At 67.2% G+C, this 16,809-nt stretch carries 11 protein-coding genes and 5 pseudogenes; 9 read left to right on the plus strand and 7 right to left on the minus strand.

What is annotated here, in order from left to right:
* Positions 1-123: 123 nt before the first annotated feature.
* Complete coding sequence (locus tag OHO83_RS09315) at positions 124-705, minus strand: GNAT family N-acetyltransferase (RefSeq protein ID WP_330279170.1); 582 nt, start codon at positions 703-705, stop codon at positions 124-126.
* 118 nt (positions 706-823) lie between these two features.
* Between OHO83_RS09315 and OHO83_RS46940 the strand changes: the two are divergent.
* The 3 genes and pseudogenes from OHO83_RS46940 to OHO83_RS09325 all read left to right on the plus strand — a co-directional run.
* Positions 824-975 (plus strand): annotated as a pseudogene (locus tag OHO83_RS46940) (IS630 family transposase); the annotation flags it as partial.
* A 345-nt stretch (positions 976-1,320) separates the two neighbouring features.
* The gene (locus tag OHO83_RS09320; RefSeq protein WP_330279171.1) at positions 1,321-1,944 is read left to right on the plus strand and encodes a lasso peptide biosynthesis B2 protein; all 624 of its coding nucleotides are present in this window, start codon (positions 1,321-1,323) and stop codon (positions 1,942-1,944) included.
* A gap of 1 nt (position 1,945) precedes the next feature.
* Positions 1,946-3,757, plus strand: coding sequence for an asparagine synthase-related protein (locus OHO83_RS09325; RefSeq protein WP_330279172.1), 1,812 nt, complete (start codon positions 1,946-1,948; stop codon positions 3,755-3,757).
* Here the strand turns inward: OHO83_RS09325 and OHO83_RS09330 are convergent.
* Positions 3,741-5,042: a hypothetical protein gene (locus tag OHO83_RS09330; RefSeq protein WP_330279173.1), complete on the minus strand. Its 1,302-nt coding sequence runs from the start codon at positions 5,040-5,042 to the stop codon at positions 3,741-3,743. The genes OHO83_RS09325 and OHO83_RS09330 overlap by 17 nt on opposite strands.
* 523 nt (positions 5,043-5,565) lie before the next feature.
* A complete protein-coding gene (locus tag OHO83_RS09335; RefSeq protein ID WP_330279174.1) occupies positions 5,566-6,642 on the minus strand; it encodes a M4 family metallopeptidase in 1,077 nt (358 codons plus the stop codon).
* A 560-nt stretch (positions 6,643-7,202) separates the two neighbouring features.
* Here OHO83_RS09335 and OHO83_RS09340 point away from each other — a divergent pair.
* From OHO83_RS09340 to OHO83_RS09355, 4 genes and pseudogenes are all read left to right on the plus strand, one after another.
* Positions 7,203-8,081 carry a peptidoglycan-binding protein gene (locus OHO83_RS09340; protein WP_330279175.1) on the plus strand — a complete coding sequence of 293 codons (879 nt, stop codon included), beginning with the start codon at positions 7,203-7,205 and terminating at the stop codon, positions 8,079-8,081.
* Between the two features lie 181 nt (positions 8,082-8,262).
* Positions 8,263-8,955: a transglycosylase SLT domain-containing protein gene (locus OHO83_RS09345; RefSeq protein ID WP_330279176.1), complete on the plus strand. Its 693-nt coding sequence runs from the start codon at positions 8,263-8,265 to the stop codon at positions 8,953-8,955.
* A gap of 30 nt (positions 8,956-8,985) precedes the next feature.
* Positions 8,986-9,228 (plus strand): annotated as a pseudogene (locus OHO83_RS09350) (peptidoglycan-binding protein); the annotation flags it as partial.
* A 108-nt stretch (positions 9,229-9,336) separates the two neighbouring features.
* A pseudogene (locus OHO83_RS09355) lies at positions 9,337-9,621 on the plus strand (M23 family metallopeptidase); the annotation flags it as partial.
* A gap of 29 nt (positions 9,622-9,650) precedes the next feature.
* On the opposite strand, the gene OHO83_RS09360 reads toward OHO83_RS09355, so the two are convergent.
* Both OHO83_RS09360 and OHO83_RS09365 read right to left on the minus strand, forming a co-directional pair.
* Entirely contained in the window at positions 9,651-10,775 is a 1,125-nt protein-coding gene (locus OHO83_RS09360; protein ID WP_330279177.1) for a DUF2235 domain-containing protein, read from the minus strand.
* A gap of 22 nt (positions 10,776-10,797) precedes the next feature.
* Complete coding sequence (locus OHO83_RS09365) at positions 10,798-11,688, minus strand: DUF6424 family protein (RefSeq protein ID WP_330279178.1); 891 nt, start codon at positions 11,686-11,688, stop codon at positions 10,798-10,800.
* Positions 11,689-12,138: 450 nt separating this feature from the next.
* Here OHO83_RS09365 and OHO83_RS09370 point away from each other — a divergent pair, with 450 nt between their 5' ends.
* Positions 12,139-12,891: a hypothetical protein gene (locus tag OHO83_RS09370; RefSeq protein WP_330279179.1), complete on the plus strand. Its 753-nt coding sequence runs from the start codon at positions 12,139-12,141 to the stop codon at positions 12,889-12,891.
* A gap of 41 nt (positions 12,892-12,932) precedes the next feature.
* Here the strand turns inward: OHO83_RS09370 and OHO83_RS46945 are convergent.
* Positions 12,933-13,298 (minus strand): annotated as a pseudogene (locus OHO83_RS46945) (ATP-binding protein); the annotation flags it as partial.
* A 279-nt stretch (positions 13,299-13,577) separates the two neighbouring features.
* Positions 13,578-13,766 (minus strand): annotated as a pseudogene (locus tag OHO83_RS46950) (ABC transporter ATP-binding protein); the annotation flags it as partial.
* A gap of 1,018 nt (positions 13,767-14,784) precedes the next feature.
* Between OHO83_RS46950 and OHO83_RS09380 the strand changes: the two are divergent.
* Complete coding sequence (locus tag OHO83_RS09380) at positions 14,785-16,746, plus strand: eCIS core domain-containing protein (RefSeq protein WP_330279180.1); 1,962 nt, start codon at positions 14,785-14,787, stop codon at positions 16,744-16,746.
* The last annotated feature ends 63 nt before the right edge of the window (positions 16,747-16,809 follow it).

Consider the following 16,809-nt stretch of genomic DNA (forward strand, 5'->3'; position numbering starts at 1 on the left):
CTCTCGGGACTTGAGTCCGCGCATGTCGTGCCGAGTACTTCACTATCGATCCCACCCAGGCATACAGACCGCGAACCGGCGTGCTCGTCCCGTCAGTACGTCTCAACTACCAGCCTGGTTGGCTCAAGTCAGCTCCGAGATTCCGTGAACCCGCTGGTTCGTGTCGGCCCGTATCTGAAGGCGCCACACCACAAGGACGCCTGTCTCGCCGGGGGCTTCCGGTCCATCCGGCACCCGCACGCGCTCAACCTCACTGAAGGCCAAGCGGCGGGCGACGGCGCCACCCGCGGGATTGGCCTCGTCGTGGTGGATTTCGATGCGATCGATGCCCGCCAGCTCCCGTCCCGCCTGCACGAGGACAGCCGTGGCCATGGTGGCCAACCCCCTCCCCGTCCACGCGTGATGCAGCCAATACCCGATGTCCAGACCGCCAGGTCCGATCCGGCGATGCAATCCGCAGCTGCCGATGACCACTCCACCCGAGGTGATCGCGTAGTTGTATGCCTCCCCCGAGGCCCACTGCTCCTCCCAGTGGCTCAGAAAGCCTTCCCCCTGCTTCCGGTCGTGAGTAGCCGCAAAGGGCATCCACGGCAGCAGGTGATCACGCGACTCGGTGATCGCCCGATGAAGGGCTTCGATGTCATCGACACGCCGCCGGCGCAGTTCGACCTGGTCAAACCGAAGCACGTCAGCAGGCTGTCCCATGACCGGGATGCTGCCTCAGCCTCACTAGATCGACAACGCAATTACCAGCACCGAGAAGCCACGGCCATCCCAGCGTTGGATGCCTACCCCGCCAGCAGGTTCCCGCCGCTTCAACCGTCGGAGGGCAATGGCCAACACCGCGTTCGACACACCCGACGACCTCGACCGCACGCTCCGCCACGAGTAACGCAAAGTCCCAATCAGGCCCCACCTCGTCGACGGCTGCCTCACCACGACCTTACTTTCCTCACACCACCGACCCCACCCTGAATCCTCAATAACCACGACGTCTGTGGCGGAGGGATTCGATGCCGGAACCGACGGACAAGGCAGTCCCGCGAATCACTCGTGCTTCGCGGCGCGGGCACCGGCGGTCCGGTTGCGGGGCACCCCTCGCAGAGTAGCCTGAAATTAACCAACGATACCCGACCAGGAGGTAAGCCATGTTTGCCCGACTGCTGCGGCGTCGTATGCCGCGTGGGCTTGTCTTTATCGGCAACGGCCGTCTGATCCGGGGCTTCAGCGGCAGCCACTACGACGGTCACGGATACCTTGGCTGAAACACCGTCCATAAGTCGAACCGAGTCCGCCTCAGAGGACATTGGAGGATGTGCGGTGGCAGAGGACACCGATGCCCTGGTGGCCATGGAGCGGATCCTGTCACCGCATTGCCGGGTCACACAGACGTCCGGCGGAGCACTGATCGCGGATTGGAAGCGGACGCGTTTTCTTGGAATGGCGACGGCGGACATCCAGAAGTTCGCCGACGAAAGCTGCACGGAACGTGCCGAGCTCGTCACCAGTCTTATGCGTGCCCGGTGCGTGACGGGCCGCCAAAAGGAGCATTCCAACGTCGAGGTCGGGCTCTGGCTGCGCGGAGTGCATCTGCTGATCCGGACCATCGGATTCGGGCGCGTCCTTCGGCTCCTGTCCTTGGCGGCCCCGGACTATGCCCGCGCAGATCCCGCTCCCGCGGAAGACGTCGCCTCGCTGAAGCGGGCGGTGCATTCGCACGGCCGCAGAAGCTGGTTTGTCAACGACGACTGCAAGGCCGAGGCCGTGACAGCTTTTGTGCTGCTGCGTCGGCGCGGCCTGCAGGCCGTCCTCCACGTAGGTGCGCGCGAACACCCGTTCGCCTTGCACGCCTGGACGTCTTCGGCCGACGTGTGCATTCCCGACGCCGACCCGCGCGGGCACGCGTTCACTGCAGTCCTCTCGATCAACGGCGGAGGCCAGTGACGTGGAAGCACTCCGCCTCGACTGGGCCGGGAGCACACCGACGCTCTCGGCAGCCGGGGCCATGGCCGAGCAAGGGCTCGTGACGACGGTCTCCTCACAGGACGGAACCGCGGTGGTCGCCGGCTGGGTCGGCTCGGTCCGGGACCGCATGGCGGGTGCGCGCCGGCTCCTCGACGACTTCGGCCGGCGGGGAGTCGCGTCGCGTCTGCCGACCGGCGACTACGCGGCTGTCCTGGTGTACCGCGACCGCATCCTGCTGATGCGGGACGAGCAGGCACGTATCCCCTTGTTCTTCAAGGAGTCCGGCGGCCGTGTGAGCGCGGTGAGTACCTCGGCGCGCCGCCTGGGCGCCGGAGCGGAGCTGGAACGTCGCTACTTCTGCCGGTACCTGACGGGAAACACGGCGCAACCCCACTCGGAACTCACCCCTTTCGCCGGGGTGCACCGGATACTGGGCGGCGAGGTGGTGGAACTTTCGATAGCAGGGCAGATGCGCGGTCGGGTGCCGCGACACGTCCGTGAGGCGGAGGACCTGTCGGTACCCGGGGCAGACGGACCCTGCTTCAGCGGCGCCGCGAAGGATCTGCGCCTCGCGCTGGAGAACGCTGTCGGGCGCCGTATGGGCAGGACGACGGCGTGCCATGTCTCCGGCGGCACCGACTCCACCAGCGTCGCGTTGCTCGCGGCACGTCTGCTGGCCGCGGGACAGGAGCGCCCTGGGGACCTGGTCCTGCTTGCCGGACGCTTCGGCAGAGGAGAACTGGCCGAGGAACAGCCGTACCTCGATGAGGCGATGGAAGCGATTGGCCGCCTTGTGCCCGCGGCCCACCCGATGATGATCGATGTCGATGACGTGGCCGACTTCGACGACTTTCGGCACCACGCGGGGGACGCGGACGAGCCTCATGTGCACGCCTTCCGCGCCCCGTTCTGGAGCAGGCTCCATGCCGCCGCGGCGGAACTGGGCTGTGACGCCCTCCTGACCGGCTGCGGGGCCGATCCGATTGCTGACGCCAACCCGCTTCACTTGCACAGGCTGGCCCGCGCAGGACACCTCCGGCAGATGACGAAGCAGGCACGTGCCTGGGCCACGGGCGGCGAGCGGGGCTTGCGGGACGTCGTCTCCGCCTGCGTGGTGCAGCCGACTCTGCCGCTGGCCGCCGAACGGCTCACCGCGCTCGTCCGCCGCCGCGGAACGGTGCTCGGCGGCCTCGGCAACTTCACCCGCCCCCGATGGCTGCGATCCGGATTCGCGCGGGCTCACGGCTACCGGGAGGCCAGTGTCGCGGAGAGCCGCTTCGTGTTCGGACGCCGGCCGGAACAGTCGCTCTACGACGCGGCCAACTACATCGCCGCTCCGGACCCGCTCTCCTGGCGCCGCGCACGGCAGGACGGGTTCTTCCTCTCGCACCCCTTCCTCGACCCGGAGGTCGTCGCCACGATGCGCCGTCTCCCGGCCGAGGCCACGTTCCGTCCAGGTCGTCCGAAGGCGGTCCTGCGCGAGGCCATGGCGGATCTACTCCCGCCCCGGATCCTCGGCCGAACGGTCAAGGTCCCCTTCGACGAGCTCTACGCCCGCGGCTTGCGGACACACGGCGACGAACTCGTCGACCTCTGCCGCTCTGCACGGCATCCGCTGATCGCGGAGATGTTCGACGTCGAGACGTTGTGCCGGGCGGTGCGGGAGGCGCAGCTCGGCGTCGGGGACTCATACTCCTGGGATCGTATGAACAGCTCTCTCGCCCTGGTGGTGTGGCTGGAGCAATCGGACCAGCGCTCCCGCACGCTCATGCCCATCACTGCCGGTCCTTGACATCCCACAGGGTCCGTTCGATCGGGCCCTGCCTGGAGTCGACGATGCCGTACCGCCTCTCCAACGCGCGGTCTTCCGATTCGCTGTTGATGCGGTTTTCCTCGCCGTTTCGCCTGATGATTGGCAGCAGGTCTGCGCCATGCACACCGAACTGCCAATAAACGGTGACGTAACGCTTGTCCCTGGTATGCGCGGCGATCGCGTTGTTCTCATACACCCGGCCGCGGTAGACGACGTTGTCGACGTCCTTCGTCGCCTTCACCCAATTGGGCACCTTGCCGTCGCTCCAGGAGTACCCGGTCAGTTGCAGCCTGGACAGGCCGAGCCTGTCCTTGCGTGCGAAGCTCCCGTTGGCGTAGAACGCCAACTGGTCGTACGCCGTGTCCATGGGCAGTTGCACGACCGTCTGGCTGACAAACGTGTCACCCGGCTCGATCCAGTGTCCGGGGGGCGCCCATGGCTTCGCCGCCACCAGCTCGCCGGGCTGCTGGATCTCCCGGCGGGAGAGTGGGTAGTTCTCCTGGAACGTGCGCCACTTCTCGGCATCGTCGCGCCACTGCTCGCGCTTCCGGTCCGTCGCGCTTATCCTCACTCGTTCCCCCATGGCGTGGAACTCGGTGCCAAGCACGTAATAGCCCACATTGCTGCGGTTCTCGGCCCTGATGTCGACCGGCAACGCGAACGCCTTACGGTCCTGCTTCAATACAGGCTTTCCCACGGTGATCGTGATGAGGGGTCTGGCGCCGTCCTGGGACGGCTGGTAGAGACGCTCGTAGCCGAAGTTCGCCAGTGCGATGAGCCCGGTGGCGATCACCGCCGCGGCCACCCGCTTCGGAGCGGGGATCTCGACCGAGGTCCGCCACACCGCGAAGACAGCCCAGGCGCAACCCACCGTGATCAGGCACCACAGCACCCGGTAGGCCGTGTATTCGACGTCCTTGAACGTCATGAGCAAAAGCGCGGCGTTGGTCAAGAATGCCGCGACCGTGCCGATCAGCGCGACCGAGCCCGAGTAGGGAATGCGGTTTCGGAACCAGTGGTCCCAGACCGCGAAAGCACCCACCAGTGTGGTGAACGAGACCAGGATGAGGATGGCACCGGTGATGCGACCCGCGTAGGTCAGGGCGTCGACGAGGTCTTCGAAGCCGAGCCAGCCCAGCGGCAGGCCCGTCAGAAGCAGAACCACCAGGATCAATACCACGGTTGCCGGTGACCGTCTGTTGCTCGTCGGGACCAGCAACTCCCGCAGACGGGATCCGACGCCGGACCAGAGGGGAACCTTCACCTGTTCAGCTCCCGACGCCGCAGGCCGATGCGGGAGTGCCGTCCGCTCCGATGGTGACCGCGACCGGCAACACACCCGAGCCGGCCGGTGCACGGTCCCGCCGGTCGGCACCGGCGTACGCCAACTGAACCCAAGAGGTGTCTCCTTCGAACGTCACTGGGGCACTGCACGGGTGGAGCGCCGTCTGGCGAGCCCCTGCCGGCTTGCTTCCTGCGGCGTGTACCTCGCGGTGGCGTCGCGGAGCATCCGATCCCCGCAGCGGACCAGGAGACCTGGTGCTGCGCCGGGACTCGAGCACCATCGTCCGTGGTGATCATTCGGATCACCATCCGGATGCCTCCGGACGGCCTACACGAATGAGTCCCCTTCGGGCTCCGGACAGGAGATTCGCTGTCGTCGATGCTGCGGCGGACGACGAACTCGTGCTGGTACCCGTCGGCGGGGATGAGTGCACAGCCGTGGGTGCACAAGCCCTTTGCGCCGATCCACGCAGGCGCGCAGTTCTACTCGGACACTGGCCGACTCAGCCCGTCGGTACGCCGACCGCATCCCACGCCTGGAGTACCGCATCGCGCTCCTGCGGCCCGTAGGCGTCGGCGGCGTCCGCGGTCAGCCGTGCGAAGGACGTGAAGTCGGCGTCGCTGGCGAGCGTGCCACTGGTGAGCGCGTCGTACCAGATACGGCCGGCGCCATCCCAGGCGTGGGCGCCAAGCTGGGTGGCGGCGAGGTAGAAGGCGTGATTGGGGATGCCCGAGTTGATGTGCACGCCGCCGTTGTCGGCGAAGGTCCGCACAAAGTCGTTCATGTGGGCAGGCTGCGGATCCTTGCCGAGCTCGTCGTCGTCGTACGCGGTGCCGGGCGCCTTCATCGAGCGCAGAGCGACGCCCTGTACTCCGGGGCGCAGCAGTTCCTCTCCGATCAGCCAGTTTGCTTCCTCAGTCGTCTCGTCTTTGGCGTACTGCTCGACCAGGGACCCGAATACGTCGGACAGGTGCTCGTTCAGAGCGCCGGACTGGCCCATGTAGGTCAGGTTGGCGGTGTATTGGGTGACGCCGTGGGTGAGCTCGTGGCCGATGACGTCGGGGGACTGAGTGAAGTCGCCGAAGATGCGCCCGTCCCCGTCGCCGAAGACCATCTGCTCGCCGTCCCAGAAGGCGTTGTCGTAGTCCCGGCGGTAGTGAACGCTGGCGTCCAGCGGGAGGCCGGCCCCGTCGATGGACGAGCGGGACAGGGCCTGCAGATAGAAGTCGAAGGTGGCTCCAAGGCCGTCGTAGGCGCAATTGACCGAGGTGTCCAATGCGTCGGCCTCGCCCTCTCCGCGTATGCGTCTGCCGGGCAACTCCTGCCGGTGCTCGACGTCGCTGATGGTGCGGTCGGAGTGGTCGGGGCCGCGCGTCGGCGGGGCGGCGGTTGGGCGGATCTCGGTCGCTAGCCTGCGTTGGACGCGTTGTGCCGCGTCGAGCGCAAGGGTGCGGCGGGCGGGCTCGTGCACGGCCGGCTCCTCAGCTCGGGCCAGCCGGTTGAGCAGATGTGGTGGCACGATCGCACACGGCGTCGTGGCCACGTACCTGAGCGAGGAGCGCCGGATGTCGTCGGTCATGGGATGTGCTCCGATCGGTGCGGATGGCGGTAGCGCACCTCATCCGCCTGATGCTCGCGCCCGTGTGCGCACCTCAAGACGGTTTGGTGAAAATAGTGCTGTCGGCCCGTCAGATGCCGCTACGAGCGGTCACGCCCGCGACGGACAGGGCGCTGCCACCGTGGTGCTGGGCACGGACACACTCAAGGGGGACGACGTGATCCACTGCCTGAAGAGCACGCACGTCCGCCTGGAGATGCCGCGGCGCGAGGACGTCTTCATGTCGAAGGCGGCCAATTGCTGTGCCGAGCATGGAGTTCTCTCCCTGGAGGAGAAGATGCTTCCGGTTTCAAGAGGCGATCCATGCGCGCGCGTGCTATGGCATCAGTTTCCGCCCGTCACCAGAGGCCTGCAACTCAGCATCCAGCAGCTCCGGCCGTGGCCCATATCCACAGCCGGGTCTCACTGAGGTCAATACCTCAAAATCCAGGCCACGTTGGCGCTGCTCGGCGCGGGTTTTGGAGGCTCCACGGCGTGAGACTCCGGTCGCGCGATCAGGCCATCTCGGGCATTCTGCTGACATGCCCGAGATATGGATGTCGCAGGCCATCAAGGCGGACCTCGGCGATCACGCGCCATGTGACCCGGCGTTGCCGCCGAAGGCAATCGCACATATCACCGCGGACAGGAATGCCACCGCGGAGGCCCCGCAGGATCTCGTCTCCTTCGCCCGTCTCCAAAACTTCTTCACCCACAGCGGAAAAAGCTTGGCACCGCATATCCTGTGGGATCCCTTCACCGGCGCGTTCGCCCAGTTCTTCCCTGCCACCTCTCGCAGCAAAGCACTCTCAGATGCGCCCGGTGGTACGCGCACCAACCGCGCCGGCGAAGTCGTTCTCCAGATCGAAGCTCTCTTCTTCCCGCACTGCCGTGCCGACGGCCGAGTGTGCGCCGCGCTGACCGACACCCCCTGCAAGGGCTGGAGCGAACTCAACGCATGGATACGCTCCTGGGGCGTGCCGGACACCTGGCCCATGGGCCGTCCGACCAACTTCGTCTCGGCCCGCTCCCCGGACGTCTGGAGTTCCCGGGGCGGCTGGTACGCGCACGCCCATGTCCCGGAGAACAACCACGTCGACCCCGGATCCTGGCCAGCGTTCGTGCAGGAGCAGCCGCGCAAACCGGGCGGGGGACCCGCTGATCGCCCGGAGTTCGAACCGTTTCCCGGTCCATCCTTCTTCCAAGCCGGCCGGAGATCGCCGATCATCGCCGCGATGCACCGTCGGCTCGTAGCCGAAGACTGCGACCGGTACCAGTCCAGCAGCAACATCGCTGTGTGGGGGGCAGGTGACGCAAGGTCCTACGCCGCCTGGCAGAAGAAACTGGGCCACTCCGGCAGTGCCGCCAACGGCATCCCTGGCGAAGCGAGCTGGGACAGGCTGCGCGTCCCCAACGTCTGACGGCAGTCTCCAGGGCCCCGCGGCGGATGCGTTGCTCCGTTTGCGGGACAGGTCCAGTCGGCGCACGCTGGAATTTAGAGCGCAACAGCACCGCGGAGAAAGAGAATCTGGAGCGGAGTACCCGTGCGTGGGCGCTGTGCGAGGCCTGACCGCGATCGGCCTCCAGCCGAGGAGGAGCACGATGGTCTCCCTTTCGAACGTGCGATTCGGCAAGACCAACAACGACGTAAAGGCCTTGCAGAGCGCCCTCATCGAAGCAGGTTTCAGTATCCCTTCAGGACCCACAGGCTTGTTCGGGCCGCAGACGAAATCGGCCTACGCTGCCTGGCAACGGTCGATCGGCCTCAACGGCTCGGACGCGGACGGATTCCCCGGCTGCTCCTCCCTGAGGAAACTCGGCGGCACTGCTGGGTTCAGTGTGGATTGTCGGCATACCGGGTCTATCGCCAAGAGTTCCGTCCTGTGCACAAAAAATTCCGGGATCGGTGAGGACAGGGGCATCGCCCGCACGTTTGCGCTCGAGGCGTGCGAGCGAACAGGCGCCCCGACGGAATGGGTCACCGGGGTCGGTAATGGCGCGAACCTGCTCACCCTCATACAGCGGGAGTCGAGTTTCGATACCAACGCGGTGAATCAGAACGACGTGAACGCCACAGGGCCGCGGCAGGTGGACGGAGCAAGACTCAACTGCTCCCGCGGGTATGCGCAGGTGATTCCCGACACCTTCGGCGAAAATCACCAGGCAGGTACGACGAACCGGATCTATGACCCGGTTGCGAACGTCGCTGCTGCCATCAACTACATCTGGCGGAGATACGGAGACATCTCGCGCGTCCAGCAGGCAAATCCGCACCTCCCGCCCCATCCCTATTGAGCTCGTTTGAGGAGTGAGGAGAGAGTCATGCCTGCGCAAGAACCTTTCCCTGGAGCTGCGTTCTTCCATATAGGCCGACGCAGTCCGATCATCACTGCCATGGGGAAACGACTCGTCGCGGAAGGGTGCGGGAAGTACACGACGGGCCCAGGCCCCGAGTGGACCGACACCGACCGCCGGTCCTACGCCGCCTGGCAGCACAAGATTGGCCTCTCGGCGAGTGACGCCGACGGCATACCCGGCCGGCAGTCCTGGGACCGGCTCCACGTCCCGGCGACGAGTGGCGCGGGTGGGCACGTTTCCTCTCCCGTGCCAGGACACACAGTGACAACCTCGTACCACAGGAAGGGACCCCACTGGAGTCTGGGCTACCACACGGGTGCGGACTACGCCGCCGCGAAGGGTACGTCCTGTGTCGCCGTCGTCAGCGGCTCCGTTCGTGCCGGGCAGGATGGCAGCTTCGGCAACTACCTCGTGCTGAGGTCAGGCGGATTCGACTACTGGTACTGCCACCTCTCCCATCGCTACGTCAGCAGTGGTGCCGTTCGAGCCGGGCAACGGGTCGCCCAAGTGGGCTCGACCGGGAACGCCACCGGACCCCACCTGCACTTCGAAAAGCGCCCGGCCGGTGGTCGCTTCGGGTCCGACGTGACTCCCAGCTGGTGACGTCCGGCTGTCAGCCGTCCTTCTTGCTGTCAGCCGTCCTTCTTCTGGGCGGGCTTGGTCCAATCGGGGTCGGCCCAGCGGCCCGGCTCGCTCGGATCGGGCAGATCCGTACGGTACTTGGCATCTCCCGCCAGGCGGAGCCGGACGCTTGTGTGCAGCACGGCGTGCTCGGGTACACGGCGCGCGCGCCGGCCGGCCAGGATCCAGAACGGGCCGTTCGGGTGGATGGCCGCGTCGGCGAACTCCTCGCTCACCGCACACGCCTCGGCGTATGCGCCGGGGCGGAAGACCAGGTCCTGGCAGACTCCATCGGTGATCCACTTGAGGGTGATCGTCGAGAGCAGGGGATTGCCCTTCTCATGGGCGAAGGTGCCGCCGACATCGGAGTGGACACCGGCGAACCAGACCTCCTGCGCCGTGTCGCGCAGCGGCTCCGGCCGACGTTTCACTAGGAACTCGCGGAAGGGTCGCCGCTTCTCGTCGAGGGAAACGGCGTGGCGGATGCGGGCGGCGTTGGGGAGTTGGTGAGTGAAGGGCCACTGCAGATCGCCTAGGCGGAGAATGCCCGCCGCCTTCACAGTGTCCCAGACACCGAGATAGGCGACCGGCACAGCGTAGTGGGAGACCTGCCGCGGATCGTTGCGTTTGACCGCCGCCCACAGCGACTCGCGGTCGGTGCGCCGGCAGAAGGCGTGCGAGAACCGGGCCACCTCCCGCTCGCTTTTGTCGATGTCCTGGTTGAAGGCGTACTTGGCCACCGCGTAGGGGACGAGATTCTCCGAGCCGGCCCGCATGAGTCCAGGCTTGTTGAGCATCCCGACCAGCGCGCGGGCGGTGTAGGCGCCGCGGCTGAAACCGAAGACGTACACGAGATCGCCGGGCTCCCAGTGCTGCATCAAGTACGTGTACGCCTCTGTCAGGTTGGTCCTCAGCCCGGTGCCGAAGGCGAGACCGCACACACGGGATAGCCAGCGGTCGACCGGACCGCGGGCGGCGGCCGACGACATGGTGCCGACGCCGGGGTCGTAATACAGGAGCTGGCGCGTGGGGTCGTCCGCCTCCAGCATTTCGAACAGCCGCACCACGTTGGTGGGGTGGCGGGCGCCGACCTGATTGCTCGTCCCGTCGAGGCAGATGACGATCCTGCGCGGCATATCGGCTCCTCGTCTGGCGGGTCTAGCGGGGGCCTCGGCCGTTCCCGCGCGCCCGGCCCGCGGCCAGGGCGCCGGCCGCGGTGCGTCGTCCGGGGTCAATCTGCTCGGCGAACGCCTGGAGCGCGGCGGAGCTGTTCGGCGGCAGGACCGCCATCAGCCCCTGGTCTTGCGCCTCGGCCAGGGCATCCGCCGCTCCGCTGCCCTCGGGGACGTGCACCAGGCGGACGTGTCCGTCTCCGGAACCCCGCCGGTCCACCGGAGCGACGGCGCCATGGGTACCGTCGGGCAGGGTCACCCACAGCTGGAAGTCGTCGTACCGGACGAAGTCAGCCCCCTTGACGGGCCAGGGGTAGTGGTGCTCACCGGGCACCTTGGGCAGAATCCCCTGGTGGTTGCCGTGGGTCATGGGCACGCACGCATTGAACAGCGAGTCGGTCCACGCCTCCACACCGTCCGCGTCCTTGATCGGGGTGCGCAGCAGTGCGTCGGCCTCCTCGTATCCCAGCTCGGCGAGGGCCGGCAGGGTCAGCGGGAAGGCATCGATGAGTTCGGCCGCCTCCTGCCTGAGCCGGTCGACCTTCACCGGCTCAGCGCAGAACTGCATGCTCCACTCGATGCCCACCCGGGCCCGGTACATCCGCCAGCCGCCCGCTCCCTTGACCCAGAGGCTGCCTCCGTGGTGCATCTCCCAATGCTCGGAGCCGGTGGGCCGGGACCCGTACGGCAGATCCGCGTCGCTGATCTCGTCGAGAATCTTGTGCGCCGTCTTCTTCGCGGCGCGGAAGAACGACGACTCGAAGCGCTTGGGGTGCTCAACCAGCCGTATCTTCCAGGGATGGTTCTCCGACTCGATCCCGCCGGGCTTGAGCGAGTCGGGAATCGCAGACGATGCAAGGGAACTGGCTCGGGCCATGTCCGACCTCCACGTGCCGACCGCGGTCCGTGTCCGGCCCACGGTGCCGAGTGCCCCCGTCTTCATCGTCCGCCAGCGGTCGGAGGTACGCCAACCCGAGCAGCAATGAACCAGCAGTGGTTCGTTGGACCGGGTTGTAGAGATCGAGAGTTCTGCCGCTGCCGACGATGTTGATCAGTTCCCAGATGGCCTGACAGTGCGTCAGGATCGAGTGGCGGCTCAGCAGGTGAAAGGACCGGCTTGGTGGTGCTCAGCGCCGACCCGTCTGAAGCCCACTCCCAAGATCGCCACGGTCCCGCTCGTCCTGGCCACCGAGAAGAACCTCGACCGCGCACCGCTGTACTGCCCCTGAGGTCTCTGCCCGTCGGATCCGATGCGGCCCTGGAGTGATGTGGATACCCTGGAATAGAAGGATTGACGAGCATCTGAGACGCATGCAGGAGCGATGCAATGGACCTGCTGCCGGTCGAGATCAAGGTCAACATCGAGGGCGACGTGGCGGGGGCACTGTCAGCTCTCGGTGGTTCGCACAGCGCGCTGACAACGCGTCGGATCTGGTTCGCCGAGGACCGGGACGGTGTCGCCGAAGGGCGGGTGCAACTGCTGGACGACGGTGTGATCGTGCGGTTCAGGATCGGTGGCGGTCGGGACGACCTGACCGTCAAGTTGCGTCCGTGCACCCGGGAGCAGCTGGTCGGCCGGTTCACGACCCAATTCGAGACCACGCCGTTCACGTACCGAATCGAGGAGGACTGGTCGCAGGACCGCAGGGCGTTGGCTGCCTCCTTGGTGCACGATCACCCGCCGGGCGCACTGTCCGGCGCGGTGGAGCCCGGCGCCGATGCCGCCGCGCCGATCGACGAGGTGCAGGATCAGTTCCTACACGCCTGCGCCCCCGCCGTGCGACTCAACGGGCTGGTCGCGCTGGGCCCGGTCTTCTCGACGAAGGCCGACGATGTCACGCTCGAAGACCTGGACGTCGACATGGAGGCGTGGTCGGTCGCCGGACTGGAGTTCCTGGAGGTTTCGATCCGGGTGAAGCCCAAGGACGGGGACGATGCTGCGGAATTCACGGCGCGGGCCGAGCGCAAGCAGCGGAAGCTGGCGGAGACGGTGCGGGAGCGAGGGGTGACGCTCTCCGAGCACCCCGAGAGTAAGACCCGGCGCGTCCTCACTGCGCTGGCGGAGGCCGGGCGGCGCTGACGCATTACCGGCGACGGTTCCGGGCCGGGCCATAGGGCCTCGACGAGGGCCAAGCCTCGTCCGTGTTCTTCCTCAGGGCGCGCCTTTCGTGCGACGGGTGTTCCAAACGGTCCCTGGTCGCTGCCGGTCACAATGGCCTCAGTGGCGGTGACGGACACGGTGATCTCGATACTCCGACTCACTGTGTGGACCACCGCGTTGGTGACGAGCTCACTGACGATGAGCCGCAGAGCCTCGACGATGTCGTCGTCGATCTGCCACTCCCGCACAGCATCGACCGCGTGCGCGCGGGCGTGGGCCACGCGAGGCGGCCATCGATCACGACGGACTTCCCTCCAGCGAGGAGTCTTGGCAGGTATCCCCGGTGCGCACCGGGCGACGACCGGCCACGGACGGCTTCCAGGCATCGGCAGGCGTGGGTGGCAGAACGGGAGGGTCTGCCGGTCGGGCAGGGTCGGGTGGCGGAGCGGGCATGTGCCGCAGCCCTCGCAGCGGCGAGCAGGCCAGCACCGCGACGGGCACAACCAGCAGGACGGCGCCCCCGATCAGAGTGGGCCGTACACCGAGCCATGTCCCGAATCCGCCGGCGAGTAGCGCGGCTACTGGTCGCGCTCCGGAGGTCAGCCAGGTGCTCACGGCTTGCATGCGGGCCTGCATGGCGGACGCGGTGATGATCTGGCGGATCGCAGGCCAAGGGCCTGCGTGATGCCAGCGACTGCCTGGCACAGCAGAAGGCCGACGGTCGCACGACGGTCGACCCGCCAGGCGAGAGCCACCGAGCGGTGCACCAACTGCGGCACGCGCTTGGCCATGTCGCGCATCCGAATGGAGCGGCCGGCCGCTTCGCGACTGCCAGTCAGGTCCACATACCGCATCTGCGGCTCTGGTGCGGTCGTCGAAGCGGGGCCCGGCTCTAATCCAGGAGGAGAGTCGGCAGTCGGGCCGTTCTGCGCTTCGCCAGTCGGCATCGCGGGCGGGGCTGCCCGTGGAGTGGTACGCGGTCCCGGGACACTGTCAGCTGACGCATCGGCGGACTCGCTCATACCGCCCATCCCGTACCCGGCGTTGCTGCGCGGCGGGTGACGGCGTCAACCCTCCGTGCATTGAAGCTGATCATGCCCTCTGCGGGCCGCCAATGTTCGAATCCAAGAGGCCGATACGCGAGGGCGAAGACAGGATTCATGGCGTCCTCCATCTGGGCGCTTCGGTGGCACTGGTGCTCTAAGAACGGCGCCGATGGAGGTCCGTAACGGCCGCCCCAGGGGCAGATCGTGGACAGATGTTCAATTCGGGAGTGGTGGCCGGTCCAGCTGCGACCTGAAGGGGCTGATGATGACTCGAACGCCCTCATCACCCGTCCGTGGTCTTGTCTGGGCAGAACCGTATGGGCGGTGGGACGGAAGACGCTTGCCCGTGAAACGCCTGCCGCCTGCGCTCCACGTACCGCTCTGAGCTTTTCCCTTCGGCGTGCCCTTCTGGTGAGTAGCGTTCGCGCGCCCTGCCGCCGCCGGGCAGACGGAAAACCGCACTCACTCAAACGTGGACAACACCATCACTCCACTGCCAGTGGAAGACATCCCCCTGCTGGGCCAGGGCGTTCTGGTCGCTCATCCCGATTCCCTCCTCTTGACTCCGGCATCGAGGTCCCATGGTGACGGCCTAAATGGGCGAGCTCACCAGTACCTTGGCCGGTCATCGGGAGCGGCTGCGGACGTGGACGAGAGACTGCGGCGAAGTAATCCGCCCGGGGCGCGTGAGCATGCCGGGTCGATCCGATCGCGCAGGGCCGGGATCGGGTCGTGCCAGCCGCCGTTGTGGCGCAGCAGCTCGGCGTGGGACGTCGGCGGGCCGTTGGTTCCGGGACCACGGCGGTGGCGTTGAGGACGCCGTCGTGTGCCGTTGGTACAGCTGAAGGCGGGCGGGATCGGCCACTGGCGGCCAACGGACCAGCTGCCGGAGGAGGCGCGGAAAGAGCGGGCCTCGGCAGGCGAAACTAGACTGGAGAAGATTCATGTCCATCGGCCCCGACGCAAGCGGGTAATCCTGATGGCCGAACACATACGACTGGCAGACGTAAAGGCTGGCGCCTCCCGCGGCAGGCCGTCACCAGCGGGGCCCCAGGCGGACGAGCGGGAACAGCGGCCGGACGGGCTCGCGCGGCTGATCGCGTCCGGCGCCGGGAACCGTGCCGTCGGCGCGTACCTGAACCGAGAGGCGCGGGGGGCCCGCACCGCGCGGGACGCTTCCTCGTCCGACGGGCACGTGCTCGACCCGTCGCTGCGGGCGGAGATGGAATCGCATCTCGGCGCCGATCTGTCCGGGGTCCGGCTTCACACCTCCCCCGCAGCGACGGCATCGGCGAACGCCCTGCGCGCCAGGGCCTACGCGGTCGGGCAGGACATCGTCTTCGGGCCGGGCGAGTACCGGCCCGAGCACGCCGCGGGCCGGGCGCTGATCGCCCATGAGCTGACCCACACGGTCCAGCAGGCTCTTGGCGGGGCCGCTCCCGCCGGCTCGGACAGCCATGAACGGGTGGCCGGTGACAGTTCTTCCCGCTGGGCCGACGGGCTCGGCCCGGCCCCGGTCAGCCAGGGCTCGGCCATCGGCATCGCCCGGGCGCCTCAGACCGCCGTGGTGGCCTCGACGCCGGCGACCCAGACCGTCTCGGGCGGCGTCGGCGGTTTCGACAACCCCCTGACCAGCAGGGAAAGGGCCCAGATCAGGCGGCAGATCGCTCAGGGGAAGAAGCTCAACTCGAGCATGAAGAACCGACTGCGCTCGGACGCGAGATACCAGTGGCGCACGGCGACGATGGGGAAGGGCTTGCAACCCGGTGCGGGGTATCAAGTGCACCACATCACCCCCCTGGAATTCGCGCACCGGTTCCCAACCAGGTTTCCCAACGACCCCAGCAATCTGGTCTTGATGGAGAACGTCGCCCATAACCGATGGCACAAGATGATCAATGATCAAGTCCGCAGCAAAGGCGGAAACCTCTCCCTCAAGGACCTGAGGGACGTCCAGAAGAACACGGTGCCTTTCAACGAGGGCGACGTCTTCGTCATCGGCGAGAAGGGGAAGGTCGTTCCGGCTGGAGCGAGCAGTCCCGCTCCCGCATCCAAGGCGGGCAAGGCGGCTGCCTCGAAGCCCAAGGGGGGAGGCGCCTCCAAACCGGTCACACCCAAGTCACCCGCGGCGTCCAAGGCCGCCAAAGTCGCCAAGGCCGCCCCGTCCCTCAAGCCGCAGAAAGCGACCGGGCCGCAGACCCCCGCACCGGCTCCGGCCGGGAAGGCCGGAACGGGAACGGCCGAGGCAACGCCACTCAAGGAGGCGGGCGCGGGCGGGGCGGCGGCACCCAAGGCGGGCGCGGCCGGCGAAGCAGCGCCGTCCAAGGCGGGCCCTGTGGGCGAGGCGGCGGCACCCAAGGCGGGCGGGGTCGGCGAGGCAGCAGCACCCAAGGCGGTGGGCAAGACGTCCGTGACGCCCGGAGCCGTCCCCAAGGTCGGCCGCGGCAAAGGCCCTTCCTTCGTCGAGGGTTTGGCAGGGCACCTGGGGGTCGCCTTCGACCTGATCCAGGCCGTTCCGGAGGTCCTGGAGGAAATCGCCAGGGAGAAGCCCGAATGGTTCCCCGAAGGGGCTCACGTGCAATTCCACCAGGTCGACGAGAACAAGCTGTTCAATCCCAGCACGTTCGACCAAGGATATCGGAGTACCGGCTACTCCGTCGACAAGGTGAACGGCGAGATGATCTACCACGACTCGACGGGCGCGCGGGTGACGAGAGAGGAGGCGTTGAAGCCACCGGCCAGGATCCCGTACGACCCCAACCGCTGGGATCCCGCCACAGGCGCCTGAACGCACCGCGTGGCCCCGCCACCCACCCCACGCGTCTGTTCCGGTACACCGACGACCTCGACG

This window comes from Streptomyces sp. NBC_00569, assembly GCF_036345255.1.
Lineage (GTDB): Bacteria > Actinomycetota > Actinomycetes > Streptomycetales > Streptomycetaceae > Streptomyces.

Coding starts and splice junctions, on each gene's coding strand:
- OHO83_RS09345 (WP_330279176.1), top strand. CDS start 8,263: ATGGTCTCCCTTTCGAACGTGCGATTCGGCAAGACCAACAACGACGTA.
- OHO83_RS09360 (WP_330279177.1), bottom strand. CDS start 10,775: ATGCCGCGCAGGATCGTCATCTGCCTCGACGGGACGAGCAATCAGGTC.
- OHO83_RS09340 (WP_330279175.1), top strand. CDS start 7,203: ATGCCCGAGATATGGATGTCGCAGGCCATCAAGGCGGACCTCGGCGAT.
- OHO83_RS09315 (WP_330279170.1), bottom strand. CDS start 705: ATGGGACAGCCTGCTGACGTGCTTCGGTTTGACCAGGTCGAACTGCGC.
- OHO83_RS09370 (WP_330279179.1), top strand. CDS start 12,139: ATGGACCTGCTGCCGGTCGAGATCAAGGTCAACATCGAGGGCGACGTG.
- OHO83_RS09335 (WP_330279174.1), bottom strand. CDS start 6,642: ATGACCGACGACATCCGGCGCTCCTCGCTCAGGTACGTGGCCACGACG.
- OHO83_RS09365 (WP_330279178.1), bottom strand. CDS start 11,688: ATGGCCCGAGCCAGTTCCCTTGCATCGTCTGCGATTCCCGACTCGCTC.